The sequence below is a fragment of the Cupriavidus sp. 05T313 genome (assembly GCF_056396665.1).
On sequence record NZ_JBFTLX010000010.1, the window covers coordinates 44,619 to 70,007 of the forward strand.

Genomic DNA, 25,389 nt, shown 5'->3' on the forward strand with positions numbered 1-25,389 from the left:
ACAACCCATGAATGAGCCGCCCACGATCCATCCCGACGCCGTTTTCGACCCGCCCGATGCCCAGGCGGGCGCATTCATGCGAGACATGGAGGGCGCCCGCCGCCGCATCGCCGGCGCGCAGGACGGAGGCGGGCTGCAGCGGGCCGCCGCGGAGATCCGGGCGCTCTGGCATCGCGTGGCGGGCGAGACGGAAGCGGAGCCGCTTACGCGGCTGATCTCGACGCTGAACGATGCGTTGACACGGCGCGTGATAGACCTGGCCTGTGCGGGGCAGCAGTTGCAGGACGTACGCTGGTGCTGGATCGCGCTCGGCAGCGAAGGCCGCCAGGAACAGACGCTGTCGAGCGACCAGGACAACGGGCTCATCCTGGCTGGCAGCGGCGGCGCCCAGGCACTGCGCCAACGGATGCTGCCGCTGGCGCTACGCATCAACGAAGCGCTCGACGCCTGCGGGTTCCCGCTGTGCACCGGGCAAATCATGGCAAGCAATCCGCAGTGGTGCCTCGACCTGCACGAATGGCGGGAGCGCTTCGCGAGCTGGATCATCGAAGGCGATCCGCGGGCGCTGCTCAACGCCACCATCTTCTTCGACCTGAGGCCGCTTCATGGCGCGCACGATCTGGCACAGGCGTTGATCGACTGGCTCGCGGACATGGCGCCGGACAACCCGCGCTTTCTGTACCAGATGACCGAGAATGCGCTGCGGCGCAAAGCGCCGCTCGGCCTGCTGCGCGACTTCGCGGTGGCCAGGAGCGGGAAGTTCGCCGGTACGATCGATCTGAAACAGGATGCCGCCACGCTGTTCGTCGACGCGGCCCGCATCCACGGCCTGGCTTGCCGCGCCCGCGCCAGCAATACGGCCGATCGCCTCCGGCGCGCCGGCGAGGCGCGGCGCCTGGAGCCACAGGATGTGCAAGCGTGGATCGGCGCGTTCAATGGCATCCAGACGTTGCGCCTGAAGACACAGCAGCGCTGTTTCGCACGCGGCTCGGCCATGCACAATCGTGTGGACCCGAACGAACTGGACGCGGGCGAGCGGCGCGCCTTGCGCGACGCCTTGCGCCAGGCCCGCGCACTGCAGAAACACCTGGCGCTGGACTACCTCGGTTTTCGCCAGGGAATCTGATCCCGCCGGCACCGGGTACGGCAGCGTACCGACGTCCGGGCCGATTGCGCGCACCGTTTGCTGAATGCCTTGATCCACTTGTCGCAGGATGCCCGAACCCGCGGCGCGAGCAAGCGGATGGCGTGGCCCTATGCCCAACCTGCGCGCAGGAGTACGAAATGCAATCCATTGAATCGGTTCTCCAGGAACACCGCCTCTTTCCGCCGCCCGCTGATCTGGCGGCCCATGCGGCCATCTCAGGCATGGACGCGTACAAGACGCTGTTCGCTGAATCCGAACGCGACTACGACGGCTTCTGGGGGCGTCTCGCGCGCCAGGCGCTGACCTGGAAGACGCCGTTCTCCAAAGTGCTCGACGAGTCGAACGCACCTTTTTACACCTGGTTCGAGGATGGCGAGCTGAATGCCTCGTATAACTGCCTGGATCGCCATGTCGAGTCCGGCAGCGGCAACCGCATTGCCATTGTCTTCGAGGCCGACGATGGCACCGTGGCCGCCGTCACCTACCAGGACCTGCTGCAACGTGTGTGCCGCTTCGCGAATGCGCTCAGGAAGCGGGGCGTGAAGAAGGGCGACCGCGTGGTGATCTACMTGCCGATGTCGGTGGAAGGCGTGGTTGCCATGCAGGCGTGCGCGCGGATCGGCGCGACGCATTCGATTGTATTCGGCGGCTTCTCGGCAAAATCGCTGCACGAACGCCTTGTGGATGTGGGCGCCGTTGCACTTGTCACCGCGGATGAACAGATGCGCGGCGGCAAGGCACTACCGCTGAAGAATATCGCGGACGAAGCCCTGGCGCAGGGCGGCTGCGACGCGGTGAAGAGCGTGATCGTGTACAAACGCACGGGGGGCAAGGTGCAGTGGAACGCGGATCGCGACCTGTGGATGCACGAATTGACGCAGGCCGAAGCGGGCACCTGCGAGCCGGAGTGGGTCGGCGCCGAGCATCCGCTCTTTATCCTGTATACCTCCGGGTCGACCGGCAGGCCCAAGGGGGTCCAGCACAGCACCGGCGGCTTCTTGCTGTGGGCCGCGCAGACCATGAAGTGGACCTTCGACTGGAAGCCCGCGGATGTGTTCTGGTGTACCGCCGACATTGGCTGGATCACCGGCCACAGCTATATCGCCTATGGCCCGCTCGCGGTCGGCGGCACCCAGGTGATGTTCGAAGGCGTGCCGACTTACCCGAACGCGGGCCGCTTCTGGGACATGATCGCCAGGCACAAGGTCACGGTCTTCTACACCGCGCCAACGGCGATTCGTTCACTCATCAAGGCCGCGGCGGTCGACGCAAAGGTGCACCCGTCGAACTACGACCTGTCGTCGCTGCGCATCCTCGGCACCGTCGGCGAGCCAATCAATCCGGAAGGGTGGATCTGGTACTACACCAACGTCGGAGGATCACGCTGCCCGATTGTCGATACCTGGTGGCAGACCGAGACCGGCGGCCACATGATCTCGCCGCTGCCGGGCGCGACCCCGCTTGTGCCGGGCTCGTGCACGCTGCCGCTGCCAGGCATCATGGCGGCGGTCGTCGATGAAACCGGGCAGGACGTGCCTGCCGGCCAGGGCGGGATCCTGGTCATCAAGCGGCCGTGGCCCGCGATGCTGCGCACCATCTGGGGCGACCCGGAGCGCTATCGGACCAGCTACTTCCCGGAAGAGCTGGGCGGCAAGCTGTACCTTGCCGGCGATGGCGCGGTGCGCGATCCCGAGACGGGCTACTTCACCATCATGGGCCGCATCGACGATGTGCTCAATGTGTCCGGCCACCGGCTCGGCACGATGGAGATCGAGTCGGCACTGGCCGCGAACGCGCTGGTTGCCGAGGCTGCCGTGGTCGGGCGGCCGGACGAGGTCACAGGCGAAACCGTGATCGCGTTCGTGGTGTTGAAGGGAGCGCGCCCGGAGGGCGAGGCGGCGGAGAAGATCGCCAACGAGCTGCGCGCGTGGGTGAGCAAGGAGATCGGGCCGATTGCGAAACCCAAGGACATCCGGTTCGGCGACAACCTGCCCAAGACGCGTTCGGGCAAGATCATGCGCCGCCTGCTGCGCTCGCTGGCGAAGGGCGAAGAGATTACTCAAGACATATCGACGCTGGAGAATCCGGCGATCCTCGATCAGCTCCGCTGAGCCGGAGCGGCGCCGCCGCACGTCGCTTCGGGCTACCCCAGACGGTGGGAGACGCACGCGCTCAGCGCTGCGTCTCCCGCTCGTACCGGTCCTGCTCCCAGTACGGCGGCCGGCCATAGTATTCGTGGATGCTGGTGGCCCACTGCGGGTCCGCCATGCTTGGCCAATGGTCCTTGTCGAAACCGGGCGCGGCCTCCAGCACTTCCTTGTCGATGCCCAGCACGAAGCTCTTGCGCTGGATGTCGAGCGTCAGCGCGGACCAGGGGACGGCGAAGAGCTTTTCGCCCATGCCCAGGAAGCCGCCAAAGGACAGCACCGCATAGGCGATACGCCCGCCGGGCACGTCCAGCATGATGTGGTCGACCTTGCCGAGCTTGTCGCCGCCCGGGCCGATCACCGGGTTGCCTTCCAGCGTATCGGCAGCCATCAGGAAAGGCCCGGGCCCCGCGCCGTTCTTCTCGATGTTGCCGACGATGGCGGCACGCGGGCCGCTGCTGATGTGGTCAAGTTCATACGGATTCATGATTGGACTCCAGGGAGGGTGGTCATGCCATGCGCCAGACATTGGCCCGCGCATCCGCGCAGCCGCCGATCGCACCCGGCATTCGATAGACCGAGACTGACATCGACCGGCCATGGTGTCGGTACGATGGCGGACACGCAGATGTCTTTATTGGCACTTCGCGTGGGTTGGCCTCATGCGCGCATTGTCGCCAGCATGGCGCAGACAGCCGCCGCCATCAGCATGGTCACGACCATGCTCGGCACGGAGATCACGCCGTTGATGACGGCGCTCCAGTACAAGGCTTGCCACCAACATAGCCGGTTCCCGGACGCTTTCCCTCCCGCTCACCCGCGGCGTGCGTCTTGAGAGGCGCACGCCGCCCCCTTTGCCTATACTCAGTGACAAGTTGTTCGCAAGCGCCGTGCGCGTCCCGCACGCGAGCCGCCGGAGGGCCACTCATGGAGTTCAAGGACTACTACGCGATGCTGGGCGTGGAGCGCACGGCCACGCAGGATGACATCAAGCGTGCCTACCGCAAGCTCGCGCGCAAGTATCACCCTGACGTCAGCAAGGAGCCGGATGCGGAAGCCCGGTTCAAGGACGTGGCCGAAGCGTACGAGGCGCTGAAAGACGCGGAAAAGCGCGCGGCCTACGACGACGTGGGGGCGCGCTACAAGCACGGCCGCGAGTTCACTCCGCCGCCGGGATGGGATAGCGGCTTCGAGTTCAGCGGCGGCGATGCCGGTCGCGACCCGGAGATGGATCACAGCGATTTCTTCGAATCGCTGTTCGGGGCGAGGCCGGCGCAGGGCCGCGGCGCGCGCCATGCCGGCCGTATGGCCGGGGCGGATCATCACGCCAAGGTGCAGATCGATCTGAAGGACGCATACCGGGGAGGGCGCCGCACCATTTCGCTGCGCACGCCGCAGGTGGACGCCAACGGCCATGTCCGCTTGCAGGAGCGGCAACTGGACGTGAATATTCCCAAGGGCGTTCGCGGGGGACAGCATCTCCGGCTTGCCGGGCAAGGCGGCCCGGCGATTGGAGACGCGCCCGCCGGCGACCTGTACCTCGAGATCGAGATCGCGCCGCACCCGCGGTTCCGCGTCGACGATCGCGACGTCTACCTGGACCTGCCCGTCGCCCCTTGGGAAGCTACCCTGGGCGCCAGCGTCGACATACCCACGCCGGACGGCAGCGTGCTTCAACTCAGCGTGCCGCCGGGCTCGTCGGCTGGCCGCAAGCTGCGGCTCAGGGGCAAGGGCCTTCCCAGCACGCCGCCCGGCGACCTGTACGCGGTGCTCTCCATCGCCTTGCCGCCTGCCGACACGGAGCAGGCCAGGCAGGCGTACCGGGAGATGGCCAAGACCTTTAGCGGTTTTTCGCCGCGCCGTTCAACGGAGGCTTGATGCGATGAGCAATCAAAGCGGTTCGACGCTACAAGGCGTGCTTGTCGAGGAAGAGGTTCAGTTCACGCTGGTCGAACTGAGCGTGGCCTGTCACGCCGACATGGAGCAGGTGGTGGCCCTTGTCGAGGAAGGCGTGCTGACGCCGCGCGGCGAGGATGCGCAGGGCTGGCGCTTTGAGGGCGCCGCCCTGTCGCGCGCCCGCGCGGCGCTGCGTTTGACACGCGACCTGGAGCTGGGGCCCGCGGGCGTTGCACTCGTGCTTGACCTGCTGGACGAGATCGGGGCGCTCAAGGCGAAACTACGCCGCGCCAACCTGGCCTGAATGGCGTCCCTGTCCGGCCGCGCACAGATAATGCCACCGGAGGCCGCCGCGGGACCCGGGGCAATGGAGACAACGATGGCATTCCCCTACAACGTTCCTGACGAGTTTGTCCAGGGTTTCATCAAGTCGGGGCAAAGCCTGTGGCAGGCCATGGCGCCGACCGGCGCCGGCCCCTTCGCCGATCTGCAGTTGAACTACTTCCAGCAGCAGTTGGCGCTGTGGACACGGATGATGGTCAACATCGCGGGCGAACCGGCGGAGCCGGTGGTCGCACCCGAGCGCGGCGACCGCCGCTTCGGCGCCATCGAATGGCGCGACAATCCCGCCTACAGCCTGCTCAAGCAGAGCTACCTCCTCAACGCCAGGCTGGCCAGCGACATGGTGGAGGCCGCGGATCTGGACGAACCCGCCAGGCAACGGCTGCGCTTCTATACGCGCCAGTTCATCGACTCGATGAGCCCGGCCAACTATGCCGCCACCAACCCGGAGGTGATGCAGCTCGCATTCGAGACGCAAGGCGAGAGCCTGAAGGCCGGGCTCGGCAACCTGCTCGCGGACATGCGCAAGGGCGGGCTGTCGATCACCGATGAGTCCGCGTTCGAGATCGGCAAGAACGTGGCCGTGTCCGAAGGCGCGGTGGTGTTCGAAAACGCGCTGTTCCAGCTGATCCAGTACGCACCCCTGACCGGGCGGGTGGCAACGCGCCCGCTGCTGATCGTGCCGCCGTCCATCAACAAGTTCTACATCCTCGACCTGCAGCCCGAGAACTCGTTTGTGCGGTTCGCCGTCGGACAAGGCTACACAGTCTTCCTGGTGTCGTGGCGCAACCCCGATGCCAGTTGCGCCCACGTCACGTGGGACGACTACCTGAGCCTGGGGGTGATGAAAGCGATCGAGGTGGCGCTGGCCATCGGCGGTGCCGACAAGCTCAACGCGCTTGGCTGGTGCGTAGGTGGCACGATCCTCTCTTCCGCGCTCGCGGTGCTGCGCGCGCGCGGCGACACCTCCGTGGCCAGCCTGACCCTGCTGACCACCATGCTCGATTTCCGGGACCCCGGCGACCTTGGCGTATTCATCGACGAGCAGGGCGTAGCAGCGCGCGAGCGGGCGATCGGCCAGGGCGGCATCTACCCCGGATCGGAACTCGGCTTCGTGTTCCAGACGCTGCGCGCCAATGACCTGATCTGGCCGAATGTCATCAACCACTACCTGAAGGGCAAGTCGCCCGAAGCATTCGACCTGCTTTACTGGAATGCCGACAGCACCAACCTGCCGGGGCCGATGTATACCTGGTACCTGCGGAACATGTACCTGGAGAACAACCTGTGCGTGCCGAAGCGGCTGACAATGTGCGGCACGCCCGTGGACCTCGGCGCGATCGATCTGCCCAGCTATGTGCTGGCGACGCAGGACGACCACATCGTGCCCTGGAAGTCCGCCTACCGGACGACGCAACTGGTCGGTGGCGAGACGCAGTTTGTGCTTGGCGCGAGCGGGCACATCGCGGGTGTCATCAATCCGGCGTCGAAGAACAAGCGCAGCTACTGGGCTGGCGGCACCCTGGGGGATGACGCCGGGCAGTGGCTTGCCAGTGCCACGGCGACGCCGGGGAGCTGGTGGCCCCATTGGATCAAGTGGCTCGCGCCCAAGGCCGGGAAGGCCATCGACGCACCCCGCCAGGCCGGCAGCAAGACGTACCCCGTGATCGAACCGGCACCCGGGCGCTACGTCAAGGAACGGGCGGGCTGAGCGATGGCGCGCTGAATCGGGAAACTGCGTGACGTGAAGGAGCGCGCTCCCGCTCAGGGGAGCACGCGCCGCGTCTTAGCGAAGCTGCTCGTCGATATAGCAGAACACGGCCGTGCCACTGCCGTATTCGGTGTCGCGCGTGGTGAATGCCCCGGACAAGCAGATAAACACGGTCATGCATGCGACGGCGGCAAGCAGGCAGAGCGTCAGGATGGATAGCTTTTGCATGGCTAAGCCCTCCGGCAATCATTAGACGTCGATACCACGTTCATTCTCCTGACGAGGCCGCAAGCACCGGGGCCGGCGCTCACACGTCTATACGCATTTCTCATGCCTGCGTCCGGCAGGCGACACTGCCGCCGGATTATGCTTCACGGGATACGCGTGGAGGGGAAATCGTTGGGCCGCACCATACAGTCCTGGCGACTTGTGTGTGTCCGGGAGCGACAGTGCATGACGCCCCGGATGGCCGGTCAGGCCATTGGGCGACGCCTCGCCGGGCGAGGCGTGAGGCAATGGTCAGGCGATGTCGCGCACCCTCAGCCGTACCGCCGGATCGCCCAGCACCACGTAATTGCGCGCATCGTCCCGCGCCACCCAGCGTAGCGCGATCTCGGTATCGGAAACGGCGGCACCCGCGCCGCGGTCGCGCAGCAACTCGGCCAGTTCCGTGCTGAGCGCGGCCCAGCGGATGTTGAAGCGATCCGTGGCCTGCCCCACGCGCTCGCCCCGCAGCAGGCTGCCGATCACGTCGCGGAATCCCTGGGTCTGCGGGTCCGCGCGCTCTGACTGGAAGCCGTAAGCCCAGGCCCTGTCGACATGCCCGAGCACCGCCAGCGCGCCGCCGTGGGGATGCGCAAGCAGCCGCTGCGGCAGGCGGGCGGTGAAGGGGGCCGGCGCGAGCCGCGCGGGGGCGACGGCGTCGCGGCCGAAATTGTCGAACTCGGGGCAGCCGGCGCCATAGCAGGCAAAGCAGAACTGGATGAGGCCGTGGCACTGCGCGTCGTCGGGCACATCTTGCGCGGCGAACCAGTGCTCGGGGCCGATTGCGCCGTAGCCTGGCCAGTCCTGGCAGACGATGGCGCCCTGGGCGCCGGCAAGGCGCGCATCGTCCGCGCGAAAGCCCATGCCGTGGGAGCCGGTGAAGAGCAGGGCGGGCGGGCCGTCCGGGCCTTTGCCGCGCAAGACTTCGGCCAGGGCGGATTTGGTGGCCGCTTCCCCCAGCAAGGCTTGCATGGCAAAGCCCTGGCGCTCGCCGAGGGCTTTGGCTTGCGCGGTGCCAAGGCTGAGCGGGGTGGCCAGTTGCCGCGTGAGCAACTGCGTGGCGCGATCGAAGTCGTGGCAGGTGGCGAACAGCGCGATCCGGCGCCGGGCTGTCACGCTGGCCATGGTTTCGTAGGCCGTCACGCTGTCCGCGTAGCTGCGAAAATCAGCCAGCTGCGGAAAATCCAGCCGCCCCACCGCCCAGTACAGGTCGAGCGTGTATTGGAAGGCAAACGATATCTTGTCGGGCGGCCCGACCAGCACGAGGTAGTAGGGCACGCCCAGGGCCGGATCCACCACGTTGAGCGAGACCTTGTGCCGCGCCAGCCAGGTGGCGGCGCTCTCGCCGGGCAGGCAGCCGTCCGCGCCCTGGAATATCGTGACCTGTCCGGCCTCCCGGTGCCGCCAGGCGATCAGCGGCGCGAGGGCGTCCAGGTAAGGCGCGGGATCGACGTCGGAGGGAAACAGCAAGCCCCAGCCGGCCTCGTCCAGCTTGTCGCCGTCGACATCGCCCAGCACGGCGTAGGTCTCGGCCTGCCGGGCCTTCTCCGCGGCGCGTTCGGGCGCACGGCGTCCCGCGTGCTCGTGCGCGGTGAACGCGGCGACAGCCTGCGCGTCGATGTCCGCGAGCGGGCGTCCGGTGTCGGCCTGGATGCCGAGCGGGATGGGCATGGATTCGTCGGTCATGGTAGTGCTCCCGGTCGCGCTCGTCATCTCGCTCAGGTTCGGATTCAGGCCCCGGCCAGCGCGGCCTGCCAGATCAGGTGGGCGACTTCGGGGCCGTCGATGTCGTTGTGCGCGCCCGAGACGCCGCTCTTGTGGCAGATGTACTCGCTGGCCTCGATGTTCAGCACCTTGCCGCCAGTCATGGCGTAGTGGCCGTCGTAGGGCTGCAGGGGCGCGTCCGTGGCGCCGTCGATGCCCTGGATGCCGAACGCGCCGATGGCGCCGAAGGCGGGATAGGCCTGCGCGGGTTCGAAGGCGACCTGGCCGGCCACGCCGGCGGCCCACGGATACAGCGAGCCGACTGCCGTATCGTGCCGCGAGCGGGTCACCACCAGCGGCCCGCTGACCTTGCCGTCCGGCAGCACCTGGTGGCAGTAGCCCGCCGTGCCGGGCCGCACGGGGATATCCGGCGCGTAGGCCCATAGCGACATCGCGCCCTGTACCAGCACGCACGACGCCACGGGGCGCCGCAGCGCCGCCGTGCCGCCCGGCCCGCCCAGCGCGGCGGACATGACGACGGCGCCGAAGCTGTGGCCCATCAGGTGGATGCGCGCCGCCGGCAAGGCATCGCCGATGCGGTTGACCAGGGGATGCACGCCGCTTTCTCCCACGGTCTGGGCGCGCTTCTTCATATTCCAGAAGGACAGCTGCCGCAGCGGTGCCAGCAAGCCGCCCAGCACGGAGCCGCCGAACGTGGCGCCCAGCTGGGTGGCTTCGGCGAAGGAGGCATCGGGATCGAACGGCAGGCGGTCGGCGCCGGCATCGCCTCCCACCCCCTCGCTGCCGAGCGCGAGCGCCTGGTCGAGTTGCAGGTAGGCCAGGCGCGCGGCTTCCGGCAGGCTGGCGGCATCCGCCTGGGTGCGCGCGGCCTCGAAGATGGCCGCCAGCGCGGCACGCACTGGCGGCGTGTCGCCCAGACGCTGCGCATAAGCATCGACCATGGCTTGCGCGCCCGCCCCTGCGAACGGCGCAAAGCTGGTATCGCCGCCCAGTTCCTCGTCGCCCCACGGCAGGCTGGGCCAGTGCACGCCGATATGGGCAACGGCGAAATCCGGGTGTCGCGCGCGCATCTCCTGCTCGTCGCCGACGCTGCGCGCGAAGGCGCCGATCCAGCGGTCGTACTGGTTGCGCGCCGCGGGCAGGTCGCCCTGCCAGCCGTGGCTCCAGAGAAAGACATCGGTGGGCGCGCTGTCCCGCCATTGCGGCAGCAGACGCTCGGACAAATGTCCGCCGACGCCGTCCGGGTCGTCGTTGCGTTCGTTGCCGGCGGCGTCCAGTGCCAGCAGCGCATAGCTGGCGCTGGTACCCGCAATGGTCTGGATGGGCATGGCGTGCTCCTCTTCCGGTCAACTCAGTCGATAAAGGCGTCGATAAAGGCGTCGATCAACCTGTTGATCAACGCATTCACCGTATTCAACGTGCTTCACATGCGGTCGGCGATGGCGTATCGCCCTTGAAGAAATCGGCTTTCTGCCGGGCCGTAAAGCCACCGCCGGCAATGGCGCAGGCCTGCTTGCGCCATTGCTCCATATCGAGATCCCAGATCGCGGCAAGCCCGGTGCCCGCCGCATACAGCCAACGGCCGTCGTCGCTGACGGAGAGGGCGGCCACGGGTTGCCGCGGGTCGCGATAGAGCGTTTGCGGGATCGGCAGTGGCCGGTCGGTCTCGCGGTCGAGCAGGAAGAGATTGCCATGGTCGTCCCCGGCGACGACAAACGGCGCGTCTGGCGCGGCCAGCGCGGTGATGACGCCCGCGGCATCTTGTTTGAGGATGGTGGCCCGGGCGCGCACCGGCTGGCCCGGCGAGGCCGGGGACTTCGGCAATGCCAGGCGGTACACCTTGCCCAGATAGTTGCCGGCCACCAGCGTGTCGCCGCGCGCGCCGAAGGCAAGACTGGTGATCTGGCCGCGCGGCAGGTCTTCGAAACGCTGGACCATGACCGCCCTGGCGTCGGCGCAATCGGTCCCGGCGAGCTCGATCCGCCACAGGCCGATGCTGTCGTCCTCGGCCACGGCGAGTTCGCTGGCGCCGGGCCGGAAGGTGGCATAGGCCGCGCGCGCCAGCGGCTCGGGCAGCGGGATCCGGCAGGCGTCGGCTTCTGCGGTGGCTTCGGTGGCGGATGCAGCGGCCGCGGCAGGCGTGGCCGCGCCGGCGTCGGGCGGCAGACGCCATAGTTCCAGGCGCCGGGCTTCGGCGGGTTCGCCCGAACGGATCGCCAGCAGGCGCGCATCGTCGCTGAGTGTCAGGCGCGCGCTGGTGCCCGCCATTACGCCAGGCAGGATCGCATTGCCGGTGCCATCGGCCGCAAGCATCCAGACCTGGCCGTTGTCATCCGCCACCACAAGGCGCCGCGCGCCACGCGCCCAGTCCAGCGCGCGCACCGGCGCGGCCGGCATGGAAACCGGCCGCCGGCTCGCTGGATTGCCGGCCTCCGCCTGCAATATGACCAGCCTGCCGCTTTCGGTCGCGGCGGCCACCGGCGGGGTGACGCCCGTCAGCGCCAGCAGTAGCGGCGGCGCGCCATCCTGCCCGCGCGAGAGGATCCGTGCCATCGGATGGCGCGGCGCGTCGAAGCGCATCTGCAGCAGCTCGCCCTGTTCGGTGGAGGCAAACAGGCGCTGGTCGCGGCCGGCCAGCGCCAGTCCGGTGATCTGGCTCGGCAGGTCCAGCAGCTCGTTGCGCGTGAACTGCATACGCTCGGGGTCGAGCCGCCAGCGGATCACGCGGCCATCCCAGCCGCCGGAGAGCAATTGCTTGTCGTCGGTGAAGACCAGCCGCACCACGGCATCGTCGTGGCCCAGCAGCGCGCGCGGCCACAGCACGCCATCGGCGGTGCGCCACACGCTGATGCGGCCGCCGCGCGTGCCGGCCACGGCCAGGCTGCCGTCCGGACTGACGGCGATGCTGTGGTAGCCCGCGAACCAGTCGGTATTGTCCGCGGGCGCCGACAGTTCCTGTGCGGGGGTCTTCAACACAGCGGGGTCCGCCCCGGAGTCGGACGGCAGGCGCCACAGCCGGGCCTTGCCGTCGCGCGACGCGGTGGCGAGCTGCCGGCCTTGATCGAACAGCGCCACGTCGGTGATGCGCAGGGCGTGTGCGCGCCCGCTTGCCACCGGGCGCCGCCACGTGTCGCCGCCCTTGGCGAGATCCCACACAACGACGCGGCCGCCGTCGTAGCCCGCGGCCAGGCGCCGGCCGTCGCCGGACAGGGCCGAGACCGGACCCCATCCGCTTGCGCGGCTCGCCCCCGGCGGCTGCAGCACCGTGGCACGCGCGGGCTGCGCGATGTTCCACAACGCCACGCTGCCGTCCTGGCCGCCCGTGGCCAGCGTGCCGGCGCCGGTCAGCGCCAGCACGCGCATGCCGTCGGGATGCTGGTTGCGCAGCGCGGCCTCGTCCAGCCGCACCGTGCGGGCGCCGGGACCGAGCCCGGTGACGTCCACGATCCAGTGATTCGCGCCGAGCCTGGCGCTGACCCGATAGCCGGCATCGGCCTGCACCTCCAGGGTTTGCTCATCCGCGCGCGCCAGGTAGGCTTCGATATGGCGGGCACGATTCATGGTGCTGACCAGGGAGCGCCGGAAATCGAAGCCCGCCGGCGGGGAGTGGCCATGCAGGTCGCGCGTGCCCTCCACGGCCGCCAGCAGCGCGGCGTCCGGCGCGGGCCGCGAGCCGAGCAGCGAGAAAAGGGCGTTTTGCCGGGCGATGTCTTGCTTGGTGGCGCGCAGTTGCCAGGCCAGGATCGCAACGCCGATCAGAACCACGAACGTGACGAACGCCAGCGAATAGCCAAGGATATGCCAGCGCCGCGCGCGCTCCTGCTCCGCGCGATAGCGCTGGTAGGCCGCCAGGAAACGGTTTTCCGCTTCGCTGTGCCGGTCCTCGGCTTCGAGCAAGGTGTCGTCGAGTTCCTCGGTGGAGCTGAGCTTGCCGAAGACGCCGGGATTCTCGCCGGACAGGGCCCAGGCGCGCGCCAGCTGTTTCCAGTGCGGCAGGTACTGGGTGCGCCATTGCGCGTTGCTGGCGCGCACCGGTTCGATCAGCCGGTCGTGCGCAAGCTCGAGCCACTGCGCGTCCTGGCGGCTTTGCGCGCGCACCAGGTGATATTGCTGCAAGAGGTCGAGCTCGGCCGCCGTGGGTGCGCTGCGCGAGCCGGCGTCCAGCGTTGCCTGGGCGCGCATGTTGGTGGCGGTGATCAGGCGGCTCTCGACCCAGTCGCGTACCACGCGCTGCCGTGGGCGCGTGGCGGCGGCCGTGTCGAACACCGTATTGCAGTACGAAGCCAGCGCCGCGCCGGTGTCCAGGCGCCGAACCTGCTCGAGCGTGATCGCGCCCCCGCCGGCCGCCGGCCCGTCCTGGCCGAAGCAGGCTTGCCACAGGCTCAGGCCGACCACCTGCAATTGCACCGGCTCGACAAAGCGCCCCTCGCGCAGGCTTACCTGGCCGGCCGCATCGCGCGTGCGCACCTGGGCCAGATCCTTCACCAGTTGCCGCGCCGCGTCCTCGCGAAAATCCACGCCCGCCGCCAGCGCCGGTCCACGCAGCGCCTCCAGCGCCTGTTCGCGCGACAGCAGGTCGATCCGCATGGTGTTCATCAGGTGCGTCGGCACCAGGTCGCGATAGGCATCGAGCCACGAGAAGTATTCCTCGCGCATCGCCACCAGGGCCCATACCGGGCTGCCGCTGCGATCCAGCAGCTCGCCCAGCTGCGTGAAGAACACCTGCTTGGCGCCGGTGTCGGTGCTGTCGAGCGTGAAGATCTCCTCGAACTGGTCGAGCACGATCAGCAGCCGCCGCGTGCGGCCACCCGGATTGTGGTCTTCCAGGCGGGACAGGCAGGACAGCAGCGTATCGTCCGCGCGCGGCTTCAGTTCGGCGCGCGCAGCCCAGCAGTGCAGCACGCTGGTGACATAGCGGTTGCTGCCTTCATACGGCACGCTGACCCGCGCGGTGGGCAGCACGTCGAAGCGATCCGCCAGGCGCGGACGCAGGCCGGCCTCGATCAGCGACGTCTTGCCCGCGCCCGAGGGCGAATACAGGAGGACGACGCGGTCGGCTATCAGGCGGTCGCGCAGTTCCTCGATCTCGGCATCGCGGCCGAAGATGGGGTCCGTCTCGTCCAGCGGCATGGGGCCGATGTACGGGCCGTGGGCGTTGCGTGTCGTGTCCGGAAGTTCGGGATTGGCCGCCATCTCACCCCTCCAGGCGTCGCAGCAGTTCGGCGGTGAACATGCCGACGTCGCCCCAGTACAGCTTGAGCCGGGCCTTGTCCTGGAAGTAGCGCTCCAGGTAGCGGCGCGCGCTCACCGGGTCGACGATGCTGTTGGGATCGAGCTGCGCGGAAAGGTGCTGGTATTCCTGGCGCAGGTCCGCGCCCTCCAGGTTGAGGATGCTGCGGAACAGGATGCGGAATTCCCACGACTGCACGTCGAAGCCGACGAACAGCAGCGCACTGTCGTTGAGCCGCGCCCGCACGGCCAGCGGGATGGCGTTGCGGTTCATCGACACGCTGGTGAGGTAATCGAAATACTGGTCCTCGGTCAGCACCAGCGAGCCGGGCTCGCGCAGGTCGCCGAACAGCTTGAGCACCATCGGCGCCTGCGCGGTGGGATTCGCGCGCTTGCGGCCTTCGGACAGCGCGTCGTCGCAAGCTTCGGCCTGGCGGTTCCAGCGGCACAGCCGGATGCCGGGATCGGCGCCGCCCTCGCGCAGGGCATCGGCAAGCAGGTCGCTGGGATCCGTCGTCAGGTACACCGGCAACTTGAGCCGCGCCATCGCGCGGTAGGGGCTGGCGGGATCCTGCTGGCGCTGCGCGCGGCCCACGGTGCAAACCACCTCGCCAAGCTGCGCGATGATGTCTTCGTTGCGCAGCGCCGACAGTGCGGGTGGCAGGATGTCGCGGTACTGCTGGCTCAGGTGCTGGTACGCGAACTTGAAGAAAAGCCGCCGCGGGAACACCCCTTGCTGGGACACGGCCAGGTACTGTGCCACCTGCGGCAGCTCATCGCGTTCGTGCGCCGCCATCGGGAAGTGATAGGCCTCGGCCCACATCTGCGCCAGTTGCAGGCGCGAGCCGAAGACCGTCTCGCTCATGGCCGGTCCGAGGATCGGCGTGGTCTCGCCATGCTGGATGTTCTCGATGACGGCGCGCCAGGCATCGGCGCCATCGCCTTCGTCGGGTCCGAAGCCCGGCGGATAAAAGATGCGGCCGCTGTCGAGCCGCGTGAACACCGCCGGCATCCACCAGTCGGGCTGCTGGCTGACCGCCGCGCGCGCGATGCCCGCGGCGCGGTCCACCTCGCCGTGGTCGCGCAGTTCGGTAAAGAACACCGGCATGAAGGCGTCCATGGTGGCCACGCTCACATTGCCCTGCATGGCGAGGACTGCCGGTACGCCGGCCTGCGCCAGCAGCGGGCCGAGCGCCATCAGCGTGCTGCCGCCGCGCGCCGCGCCCGCGCTCTGGCAGGAACAAAGCACCACCAGGCTGGGCGGGCGCTCCAGCGTGCCGATGCGGTCCACCAGCACGCTGCCGGCCACCAGGTCGCGCGTGCCGTCGGTGCGTTCGAGCCACAACATGGGCGTGTCATCCACCAGCGCGCCGTGGCACACGATATAGAGCACGTCCACGCCGTCGCGCAAGGCGGCGAGGATTCGTTCCACGGTGGCGTGTCCCGGCTCGGCCAGCGTGGTCACCGGGACCGGGGCGAGCGCGGCAGCCGCGCGCGCGGCTTCCCCGGCGGCATCGATCGCCGCCATCTCCGGGCCGAGCCCGCTTGGGTTTGCCACCACCACCAGCGCTGTCACATCGCTCTTTGCACGCAGCTTGGGCAGGCGCATCTCCCGCGCGAACAGGTAGCGCGAAAAAAAGCAGTGTTGCCCGATAAAGAGGGGATGCTCGCCGGCGGGGTCGAACAAGGTCTCCCATGGCAGCGCATGCAGTTCGCGCGCATCGATGCTGATGCGCAGGCGCACGCGCAGGTCCAGGCGGCGCTCCTGCGCCGCGGTCTGCGCGGCGACAAAGGCATCGCGCACAGCCGGCGCCGCGAACAGGCTGGCCGCCAGCGCGCGCCCGCACACCCGCGGGTCCGCATCGCGCAGGGCCGGGTCATCCGGTGACAGCGCCAGCGGCACGCGCGGCGTAATGGCGTCCCCTTCAGGCACCCGATGACGGGCTTCCACCTCGTACCTGCCGCCGCCATCGTTGTCGATGACGATTTCTAGCTCGGAGTAGTTGCGTGGCATAGGCCGTCTCGCGGAGTCCGTGACGCGGGGCCGGAATGCGTTGCCGGCGACGGGTGTCCCGATGGAGACGCGCCCGTCCAAGAACTAATGAATATGATATTTGCGAAAAATGCAATTTGCGTCGCTGCCGCACGGATCTGGAACGATGCCTGCGGTGATGCAAGCTGCATCCGGCGCCGCCCGCCACGGCGAGAAGCCGCCATGGCGCAACTGTTGGCCGGGACGCCACATCTCGCATTTCTGTTGCCGGAAAGCCAACATCGCATCTCGCCGCACGAGCCGGCGTCGGACACGGAATAGGCCGCTTCAGCCGCATTGGGCGGGTTTGCCCGGGAAGCAGCGAAGCAGTGTGCCCCATGCGTGGCGCAGACAGCCCAYGCGCGCGAATGGCACGCTCCATGCTCACCTGACATCAAGCCTCGTAACAGGCCCGATACGGATCCCCCSATCCGACACGTCAACATCCCGACCTGTTTTACCGACTATTAGGAGACTGTAATGAACACGCTAGACATTAAAGACCTGCCGGTGTCCGAAGTGCTGGACGAGGAAGCGATGGCGGAACTGCGCGGCGGCATTGGAAGAACGCCCGTCCAGATCCTTGCATGGGAGTTGTCGGGCAAGCCGGCCACCTGGCAAGGCATGATCCTCGGCGACGATGGCCGCCTGCATCCCGGACCGGTCTGAGCCATGACGTCGACCCCAGTGGGAGACGCCGAGCCGGGCGCGAGCCGCCCCGCCTGCCCGATCGCGCTGTCCGCCGGGCAGCGCATGCTGGCGTTTGTGGACGCTTGCCGGTGCGAGACGCGCCAGCTTGCCTGGTGGCCGCAGCCGCGTACGCGGATCGTCAGGCAATGGCGGCTCGCGCCAACAGGCAGGCCTTGAACGCGAGCCCGATGCGGCTGACGTGGCGCGGCGCAGGAAGTCGGTGCGGAAGTAGCCAGGCTCGATCACGGTGACGTGGATGCCAAGCGGTGCAAGCTCGTCATGCAGCGCTTCCGACAGGCCTTCGACGGCAAACTTGGTCGAGCTATAGACCCCGAAACCGGCGGCTGCCCGGTAACCGCCCAGTGACGACACATTGATCACGTGCCCCGCGCGCTGGCTGCGCATCTGCGGCAGCACGGCGCGCGTCACGTTGAGCAGGCCCATCACATTGGTTTCGAAGAGGTTCCGGACTTCGGCCGCGCTGGCCTCCTCCACCGCGCCGGCCATGCCAAAACCCGCGTTGTTGACGAGCACGTCGATACGGCCGAATCGTTTCACCGCCAGCTTTACCGCTTCCCGTGCGGACGCTTCGTCGGTGACATCGAGGTCCACCGCCAGCAGGCCGGGCAAGGCGCCGAACTTGCCGGCCACGGTCTTCGAATTCCGCGCGGTCGCCACGACGGCGTCGCCGTGGGCGAGCGCCGCCGAAACGATCTCCGCGCCGATGCCGCGCGATGCGCCCGTGATCAGCCAGACGCGCTTGAATCGGGTTTGCGTTTGTTGAGTCTGATGAGTCTGTTGCGTGTGTTGCGTGTGTTGCTYGCTCATATTCATTGCTCCTTGGTCGGGTTCGGCAACCGGAAGAGCCGGTGCCGATGAAGCAAATCCTACGCATCCGATTGCCCGGCAAAAAGCGGATCGAGGTACATTCGTCATGAACCAGAGGTTCATAATGGAGTGAGCAATGGACAAGGACGCCTTCGACGGTATCGCCATGTTCCTGGCGGTGGCGGAACACAAGAGCTTTACGGTTGCCGGCAGCCGGCTGCAGGTCTCGCCGACTGCCGTCAGCAAGGCGATCCGGCTGTTGGAGCGGCGGCACGGCGTGCCGCTGTTCCAGCGCACCACCCGCAGGGTGGCCCTGACCGAGGCCGGCGCCGCGCTGTACGCGCGGCTACGTCCCGCGGCGGAGGAAATCGGCGGCGCGCTGGAAGCGCTCGGCGGCTTCAGTACCCATGCCTCGGGCACCTTGCGCATCACCATGACCCGCGCGGCCTGCGCGCTGCTGGTTGAACCGATGATCGAGCGTTTTCGCCTGCTGCATCCCGAGGTACACCTGGACCTGACGCTGGACGAAGGTGTCGTCGACCTGGTGGAAAGCGGCTTCGATGCCGGGATACGCCTGGGCGAGACGCTGGCCAAGGACATGGTTGCGCTGCGGCTCACGCCGGACGTCACCTGGTGCGTGGTCGGCAGCCCCGCCTATTTCGCCAGGGCAGGGCGGCCGAAGGCGCCGGCGGACCTGATGCGCCACCAGGGCATCCAGTATCGCTTCGTCAAATCGGGCCTGATCCATCGCTGGGATTTCCAGGTGGGCCGCCGCAAGGTATGGGTCGATATCGACAGCAAGGTCACGGTGAACGATCGCAACACGCTGGTCGATCTTGCCCGCAGGGGGCTTGGGCTGGCTTACGTCGCGGAGTTCGAGGCCGGGCGGGAACTCGCGGCGGGCGAGTTGGAGGCCGTGCTGGCGCCGTATGTGCCGCGCAGCGATGGCTTGTACCTGTATTTCCCGGTGCGCACGCAGTCGCAGGCGAAGCTGCGCGCGTTTATCGATATGCTCAAGACGGTGCTGCCGCCGGCAGGTTGAGCGGTTTTGCGAAATGCAATGCAAGGATGGCGGCGATGGATTCCTGCTATTCGGCCGCTGCAGCCACTGCTTTCCAGCGTTGGGCAGCCTGTCTCAGCACTTCACCAAATTGCCTCGCCTCGGGCGGGGCGACGGTATTGCTGGTCGCCATGACAATGTCTAGCCGCTCGATATCCACCAATCCATCGTCGCGGTCAAGAATCCGCAGGTGCTCACGGGCGGCTTGCGAGGGTACTGCCGCCACCACCATGCCAGCGTTCACCCCTGCCAGGATGCCGGGTACGGATGTACTCTCATATACGCAGCTATAGTCGGCTTCGGCATGCTCCAACGCGGCCAGGATATGGGCGCGGACCGTGCTCCCAAGCTCGTACAGCCCAATGGGGATTGGATTCTGCTGCCAGATGTGAGGCCCGTCCGGGTGCGCAACCCAGCGTAGCTCCTGGGTGAACAAGGGGTCTCCATCCATATGGGCCCCTCGCACGCCAATGGCAAGGTCCACCTGGCCGCTCTGCAGCTTTCCGTTCAGGTGCGCGGTCGACGCGCAAACCAGCTCAATGAGGACGGTCGGGTGGGTAGCATGAAAGTTCCGGATTGCAATGGGAAGCAGTTCGTTCGCATAGAACTCGGGAGCCCCGACTCGCAGACGGTGCTTTGCGCTGCCGCGAATCGCCACCCAGGCTTCTTCCTCCAGCGCAACCACACGCATCGCGTACGCGTAAAGCGCTTCCCCGGAAGCGGTCAGCTTTAGCTGTCTATTCTCCCGACAGAACAACTTGGCCTCGGCCATTTGCTCCAGTTGGCGCATCTGCATGCTCACAGCAGCTTGCGTCTTGTGACAAGCCCGCGCTGCAAGCGTAAAACTCTGACGGTCTGCGGCTGCCAGAAAAACCCGAAGTTGCTCGATGCTAGGTCTACGGCCCATAAGCGAAGTTTGTCCACCCCATCAATTTTTCTTGCTTTATTCGTCGGCGCAGTCTACGCCATACTTGGGGCGCGCCGGGATGACCTACGTCAAAAAAGGATCGTCTTTACGATAGCGTTGTAAATCGAAGTGTGTAGAGAACATGCAAATCGACCCAAGAGTCGGCTGCATAGGGCCAGAGGCTGCTGAATTAGTTGCGGGGTTATGCTACCCCTGGTCCGTTCGTGACTCGCTCATACCCGGCGCATCCGGTAAAAAAATAGGCCTCAATTGTCGGGGCTTTCGGGTGCAGGCGTCGTCGTCACGGCGACGCGGGCTTTACGGGGGGTGCAACAGGATGGTCGATTTGTGCGGCGATGCGGTGGAGCGAATCGAGTCAACATGGGGTGTGGACAATTTGTCCTTGTACGCATTTGCGATGGAGCAAGTGGCCGATTCCATCGTCATTACGGACTCGATGGGAAAAATCACCTACGTCAACAAGGCGTTCGAAGCCCAGACGGGTTATGACCGTTCGATGGCGCTTGGCAATACGCCCGGCATAGTGAAGTCGGGGAAGATGGCGGAGGCATTCTACGAGAGACTATGGGCGATTCTAGGCGCGGGTGAGACATTCAAAGGGATTTTTGTAAACAGAAGAATAGATGGCGTGCTCTTCTCCGAGGAGAAGGTCATCACGCCGCTTCGCGATCTGAACGGCGCGATTACCCACTTCATCTCGGCGGGAAGGGACGTCACCTCGCGCCTGGAATCCGAGCGCAGACTGCGAGAGCTGGCGTGCTTCGACGATTTGACGAAGCTATACAACAGGGTTTCTTTCTTCGAGCAGCTTGACGTACTGATCTCAGCCAGCAGCGAACGCTGCAACGGGGTCACGCTCCTGCTGATCGACCTTGACCGCTTCAAAGGCATCAATGACGCGTTGGGGCATGACATCGGGGACCAGGTCCTGATCAAGGTGGCGGAGCGCCTGGTCGATGCCACCCGGCTTGGCGATATCGTTGCGAGGCTCGGGGGCGATGAATTCACGGTGGCTCTTGCCGGCCCGCTGACGGATACCGACAGGGAGTCGATTCTCCAGCGCATTTGCGCCACGGTCGAGGTTCCGATCGTGGTATCCGGAACGCCGCTCTATGTAGGCGCCAGCATTGGCGTAAGCCGGTTTCCCGACGACGGCGGCGATAGCAAGGCGCTCTTCAAGCAGGCCGACATTTCGCTGTATGAGGCCAAGCGTGAAGGGCGCGGCAGGGCGAAGCACTACTCCCCTGCGCTAAGAAAGAATGCCGAGCGATATCACCAGATCTACCAGGCGATGCGGCATGCCTTTGGCGCCAGGGAACTGTGGGTTGCCTACCAGCCGGTCTTTGATCTGAAGACCAGGAAGGTAGTCGGGGTGGAAGCCCTCGTCAGGTGGAATTCCCAGACCCTGGGTACGATCATGCCTGCCGAGTTTCTCCCGGTGGTCTGTGACCTGGGGCTCGGCCACAAGCTCACGGACTTCGTTCTCGAGAAAGCATCCTCCGATATCGCTCGCGCCAACGCGGAACTTGGCGTGTCCCTGACCGTGGCGGTAAATGTCCCGGCCGAAGAGCTGCATGCTTCCGGATTTGCGGGCAAGGTCGAAGCGGCGCTGCGCAGGAGCGCGCTTGCGCCGACCTCGCTGAAGGTCGAGATTACAGAAAGTGCGCTCATCCCACAGGGGGAGTCTTCCACCTCCGCGCTGGAGGCGCTCGCGAACGCCGGCGTCGAGATCGTGATCGATGACTTCGGAACGGGGTACTCGAATCTCGGCTACCTAAGTACCCTTCCCGTAAGCTCACTGAAGATCGCGCGCTCATTCATTGAGAAAAGCGGACGAAGCGAGAATTCAAAAAAGATAATCCGGGCAATCATGATGCTCGCCTCGAATTTCGGCGTTGGCGTGATAGCCGAGGGTGTCGAAACTTCAAGTGAACTGGAATTCCTGGAGGAAGAAGGCTGTCGTCTTATACAAGGATTCCTGATTGCCCGTCCTATGCCGATAGGAGATCTGATTAACTATATGAATTCATATGGAAGGGAAGCAGACTGGACGAGAGGCGGCACTGGAAAGGAGAAGTAAGAAGTGTCAAAAAACATGATCTTATTTCTGCGTATTTTTTATGCAACGGGATACTTGTCGGGGAAACGGAATGCGCGGGAATTTTCCAGTCAAAAATGAAGAGTACGTGCTGCCGGATGGTGAGGTCATCATTACGCGCACGGATATTTTCAGCCGCATTACCTATGCTAACGAAGCGTTTGTCAGGAGCAGCGGATTCTCCAGGGCTGAAATCATCGGCGAGCCGCAGAACATCGTCCGCCATCCGGACATGCCGGCGAAGGCGTTCGAGGATATGTGGGCAACGCTGCAGGATGACCGTCCGTGGACAGGGGTCGTCAAGAACCGGCGCAGGGACGGCGGGTTCTATTGGGTGGTCGCAAATGTCACGCCCGTCTTCAAATCGGGGCAGAAGGTCGGCTATATGTCAGTGCGGACCAAGCCTTCCAGGGAGCAGGTGGCAACCGCAACCGAGCTCTACCGGCGGATTCGGGAGGGGGAGGACAAGCGTTTCCGGTTGCATCATGGTGAAGTCAAGCGCGTAGGAATCGCTGGCCTCTCGAGCCGGATTCTGGGACTGCCTGTCGGCATCCGCCTCTGGGCCGTCATGCTTGTGCTCGTAGGCATTCTGTTGGCACAAGCCATCGGCGTCAGCCTCCTGAAAGCGGAGGCTGGCATCTTCGTGGAAGGGATATGGATGCTCACCGCATCCGGCGTGGTGATTGGCCTCGGGGCGGCGTTCTATCTTTCGCGGCAGGTGCTGGAGCCACTCAAGAGGCTGAATGAGACGGCCTTTGCCGTTTCTTCGGGGCAGGTACAGGCCCGGTTCCCGGAGCGCGGCGACGTTCAGGCAAAGATGCTGGGACGCGTATTGAACCAGATGAACGCCAAGCTGGTAGGCGTCTTGCTGGACGCGAGGGTGGCCGTCGATACCATCCGGGTGGCGGCGGCAAACCAGGAGCGCGGCAATGCGGATCTCTCCCGGCGCAATGAGGAAACGGCGAGTTCAATCGAAGAAACGACAGGAAGCCTGTCCCAGATCACTGAAACGGCGCGGCGGAACGCATTGGGCGCGGAACACGTCAACGAGGCGGCACAGGCGGCTTCCAGCGCGGCGATGTCTGCGGCAAGCGATGTTCGCAAGCTGGCGAACCTCATGGGCGACCTGGACCGTCAGTCCAGGAAGATCGCTGAAATCACGTCGATGATTGACGGCATTGCGTTTCAAACGAACATTCTTGCGCTGAACGCCGCCGTCGAAGCCGCCAGGGCTGGCGAAAGCGGCAGGAGTTTCTCTGTCGTGGCTACCGAGGTTCGAGGCTTGTCGACCAGGACGGCAAGCGCAGCCAAGGAGATCAAGCTCCTGATCGACGATTCAAATCAAGCCATATCCCAGGCCGGGGCAGTGGCCGTATGCGCAGGCGGGGCGATGGCGGGCGTCGAAGAGAAGGTGAGGGCGCTGATGGACTCTGTGTCGATCATCGCCAGCGCCAGCAGGGAGCAGAGCCAGGAGATCGGGCATATTGATCTGGCGGTAGGGCAAGTGGCGCAGCTGACGCAACGAAATGCGGGTCTCGTCGAGCAGGCCGCGGAGTCAGCATCCAGGTTGGGTCAGCAGGCGCAGCATCTGGAGGACTGCGTCAATGTATTCATGCTGACCGAATGAGCTGCCGCGCAGGGATCGGGCGCTCAGTGTTCCAGGCCCGGGACATTAGCCCGCATTCGCAAACGCGCGCAACTGCTCGATATCCAGGATCTCGATCGCGCCTCGCGTGCGGTGCAACACGCCCCGCAGTTCGAGATCCTTGAGGATCTGGTTCACCGTCTGCCGGGAGACGGAGAGCATCAGCCCGAGTTCCTCCTGCTGCACGTGGATGACCCGCTTGCTGCGGCCATGCCGCTCGCCGTAGCCGCCGGCTATGGCCAGGAGCCGGTGGGCCAGCCTGACCGGCGCCGGCAGCAATGCCGACGCTTCGATGGCGTTTAGCGTCAGTCTCAGCTTTTGTGTGAGCAGGAGCCCGAACGCTCTCCAGTGCGATGGGTTTTGCGCAAGAAAGTGAAGCAGATCCGACTGGGGTGTGTGCAGCAGCAACGCATCGCTTTGCACCCAAGCATCGTGGGTGCGCGGCAAGCCGTCGAACAGGGAAATTTCCCCGAACCATTGCGGCGCCTCGGCAAAGGCAAGCAGCGCCTCCTTGCCCTGCTCGGAGGTTCTTGTCATCCGGACCGCGCCATCCACCACGAAGTAGAGGCCGTCCGGCGCATCGCCGCGGCGGAACAGGGGCTCGCCGGCGGCCAGGGCCCTGACCCGTGAATGCTCGGCGATCCACCCTTGAAGCCCGGCAGTCAGGCCTGCAAACCAGGCACTGGATTTCAGGGCGGCCAGGCGGTCGTCGATGGTAAATGGCTTTGACACAGCGACATTCTTGGCTTTATGTCAGGAAGACGACATTGTATTCGGCCATTTCCGGCAAAGATCCTCACTTGTCGTGACGACCCCTAGATGAAAACCCTCGTAAACGAGGGCGCAAGCATGAAAACCGCAACGTCAGCGGCTGGCGGCGTCGCGGTCCCGGCAATGACGTCATCAACAGGAACGAGGCAATGGCCACCCAGACCGCCCCCGATCTCTACAAGCGTGATTTACCCGCCGCATTTCGCGCGATCCGCAAGCTGCTCGCGAACGGCGACGATACGACGCAGGTGTTCCTCATCATGCGCGCGCTCAACGGGCCCGCCGCGGCGAAGAATTTCGACCGGCTCATGAAGACGCCGCAGGGGCGCAAGCAGGCCTATCGGCGCGTCGAGCTGGCGGAGCGGTTCTCCGATCCGGCGTTTATCGCGAGCTTCGCGCCGGGCACGCTCGGCGCTGCCTACCGCGCGTTTCTCGAGGAAACGGGATACAGCGCCGCCGGCCTCGCCGAAGTCTCGAACATCAACCGGGAGCCGCTCATCGAGAGTCCCTACGCCTGGAGCGCCAGGCGAACCCGCGACGTTCACGACATCTGGCATGCGCTGACCGGCTACAAGGCCGACGAGAACCTGGGCGAGGCGGCGCTGGTGGCGTTCAGCTACGCGCAGACCGGCGGCCTTGGCTGGGCGTTCATTGCGGCAGCCGCCGCGCTGAAGAGCCTGCGCAAGACTGGCACCACCGCCTATGCGCGTGCCGTGATCGAGGGGTATCGCAACGGCCGCAAGGCAACGTGGCTGCTCGGCGAGGATTATGAGGCGCTCTTGCACGAGCCGCTCGACGCGGCGCGCGCACGGCTCGGCATCGCCGAGCCCATTGCGTACCTGGATTGTCCCGAGAAGCAATGGGCCTGACCGGGCC

General features: G+C 66.1%; 17 protein-coding genes and 1 pseudogene. 9 read left to right on the forward strand and 9 right to left on the reverse strand.

What is annotated here, in order from left to right; genetic code table 11:
- The first annotated feature begins 7 nt into the window (after positions 1-7).
- On the forward strand, positions 8-1,126 hold the full coding sequence (locus AC1DKD_RS04000) for a DUF294 nucleotidyltransferase-like domain-containing protein (protein ID WP_477142962.1): 1,119 nt from the start codon (positions 8-10) through the stop codon (positions 1,124-1,126).
- Between the two features lie 158 nt (positions 1,127-1,284).
- Positions 1,285-3,258: an acetate--CoA ligase gene (gene acs / locus AC1DKD_RS04005; protein WP_477142963.1), complete on the forward strand. Its 1,974-nt coding sequence runs from the start codon at positions 1,285-1,287 to the stop codon at positions 3,256-3,258.
- 61 nt (positions 3,259-3,319) lie between these two features.
- Here acs and AC1DKD_RS04010 read toward each other — a convergent pair whose 3' ends face one another.
- Positions 3,320-3,781 (reverse strand): PRC-barrel domain-containing protein, encoded by a 462-nt coding sequence (locus AC1DKD_RS04010; protein WP_477103993.1) that lies wholly within the window; start codon positions 3,779-3,781, stop codon positions 3,320-3,322.
- A gap of 440 nt (positions 3,782-4,221) precedes the next feature.
- On the opposite strand from AC1DKD_RS04010, the gene AC1DKD_RS04015 reads away from it, so the two are divergent.
- From AC1DKD_RS04015 to AC1DKD_RS04025, 3 genes are all read left to right on the forward strand, one after another.
- Complete coding sequence (locus AC1DKD_RS04015; protein WP_441625949.1) at positions 4,222-5,172, forward strand: DnaJ C-terminal domain-containing protein; 951 nt, start codon at positions 4,222-4,224, stop codon at positions 5,170-5,172.
- Positions 5,173-5,176: 4 nt separating this feature from the next.
- The gene (locus tag AC1DKD_RS04020) at positions 5,177-5,494 is read left to right on the forward strand and encodes a chaperone modulator CbpM (RefSeq protein WP_441625951.1); all 318 of its coding nucleotides are present in this window, start codon (positions 5,177-5,179) and stop codon (positions 5,492-5,494) included.
- 75 nt (positions 5,495-5,569) lie between these two features.
- Complete coding sequence (locus tag AC1DKD_RS04025; protein ID WP_441625953.1) at positions 5,570-7,243, forward strand: PHA/PHB synthase family protein; 1,674 nt, start codon at positions 5,570-5,572, stop codon at positions 7,241-7,243.
- Between the two features lie 75 nt (positions 7,244-7,318).
- Here the strand turns inward: AC1DKD_RS04025 and AC1DKD_RS04030 are convergent, their stop codons facing one another.
- From AC1DKD_RS04030 to AC1DKD_RS04055, 6 genes and pseudogenes are all read right to left on the reverse strand, one after another.
- Positions 7,319-7,471, reverse strand: coding sequence for a hypothetical protein (locus AC1DKD_RS04030; RefSeq protein ID WP_441625955.1), 153 nt, complete (start codon positions 7,469-7,471; stop codon positions 7,319-7,321).
- A 291-nt stretch (positions 7,472-7,762) separates the two neighbouring features.
- Positions 7,763-9,193 (reverse strand): C25 family cysteine peptidase, encoded by a 1,431-nt coding sequence (locus AC1DKD_RS04035; protein ID WP_441625957.1) that lies wholly within the window; start codon positions 9,191-9,193, stop codon positions 7,763-7,765.
- A gap of 44 nt (positions 9,194-9,237) precedes the next feature.
- Positions 9,238-10,560: a hypothetical protein gene (locus AC1DKD_RS04040; RefSeq protein ID WP_441625959.1), complete on the reverse strand. Its 1,323-nt coding sequence runs from the start codon at positions 10,558-10,560 to the stop codon at positions 9,238-9,240.
- Between the two features lie 85 nt (positions 10,561-10,645).
- Positions 10,646-14,425, reverse strand: coding sequence for a WD40 repeat domain-containing protein (locus AC1DKD_RS04045; protein ID WP_477111130.1), 3,780 nt, complete (start codon positions 14,423-14,425; stop codon positions 10,646-10,648).
- A gap of 1 nt (position 14,426) precedes the next feature.
- The gene (locus AC1DKD_RS04050; RefSeq protein ID WP_441625963.1) at positions 14,427-16,475 is read right to left on the reverse strand and encodes a CHAT domain-containing protein; all 2,049 of its coding nucleotides are present in this window, start codon (positions 16,473-16,475) and stop codon (positions 14,427-14,429) included.
- A 514-nt stretch (positions 16,476-16,989) separates the two neighbouring features.
- Positions 16,990-18,011, reverse strand: a pseudogene (locus AC1DKD_RS04055) (SDR family oxidoreductase).
- A gap of 136 nt (positions 18,012-18,147) precedes the next feature.
- Here AC1DKD_RS04055 and AC1DKD_RS04060 point away from each other — a divergent pair.
- Positions 18,148-19,053 (forward strand): LysR family transcriptional regulator, encoded by a 906-nt coding sequence (locus tag AC1DKD_RS04060; RefSeq protein ID WP_441625971.1) that lies wholly within the window; start codon positions 18,148-18,150, stop codon positions 19,051-19,053.
- A 46-nt stretch (positions 19,054-19,099) separates the two neighbouring features.
- Here the strand turns inward: AC1DKD_RS04060 and AC1DKD_RS04065 are convergent, their stop codons facing one another.
- Positions 19,100-19,978 carry a LysR family transcriptional regulator gene (locus AC1DKD_RS04065; RefSeq protein WP_441625973.1) on the reverse strand — a complete coding sequence of 293 codons (879 nt, stop codon included), beginning with the start codon at positions 19,976-19,978 and terminating at the stop codon, positions 19,100-19,102.
- A 337-nt stretch (positions 19,979-20,315) separates the two neighbouring features.
- On the opposite strand from AC1DKD_RS04065, the gene AC1DKD_RS04070 reads away from it, so the two are divergent.
- A complete protein-coding gene (locus tag AC1DKD_RS04070) occupies positions 20,316-22,079 on the forward strand; it encodes a sensor domain-containing protein (protein WP_441625975.1) in 1,764 nt (587 codons plus the stop codon).
- A gap of 70 nt (positions 22,080-22,149) precedes the next feature.
- Positions 22,150-23,724, forward strand: coding sequence for a methyl-accepting chemotaxis protein (locus AC1DKD_RS04075; RefSeq protein WP_441625977.1), 1,575 nt, complete (start codon positions 22,150-22,152; stop codon positions 23,722-23,724).
- A 45-nt stretch (positions 23,725-23,769) separates the two neighbouring features.
- Here the strand turns inward: AC1DKD_RS04075 and AC1DKD_RS04080 are convergent, their stop codons facing one another.
- Positions 23,770-24,474, reverse strand: coding sequence for a Crp/Fnr family transcriptional regulator (locus tag AC1DKD_RS04080; protein ID WP_441625979.1), 705 nt, complete (start codon positions 24,472-24,474; stop codon positions 23,770-23,772).
- 188 nt (positions 24,475-24,662) lie between these two features.
- On the opposite strand from AC1DKD_RS04080, the gene AC1DKD_RS04085 reads away from it, so the two are divergent.
- Positions 24,663-25,382, forward strand: a complete 720-nt coding sequence (locus AC1DKD_RS04085; protein WP_441625981.1) for a Coq4 family protein — start codon at positions 24,663-24,665, stop codon at positions 25,380-25,382.
- The last annotated feature ends 7 nt before the right edge of the window (positions 25,383-25,389 follow it).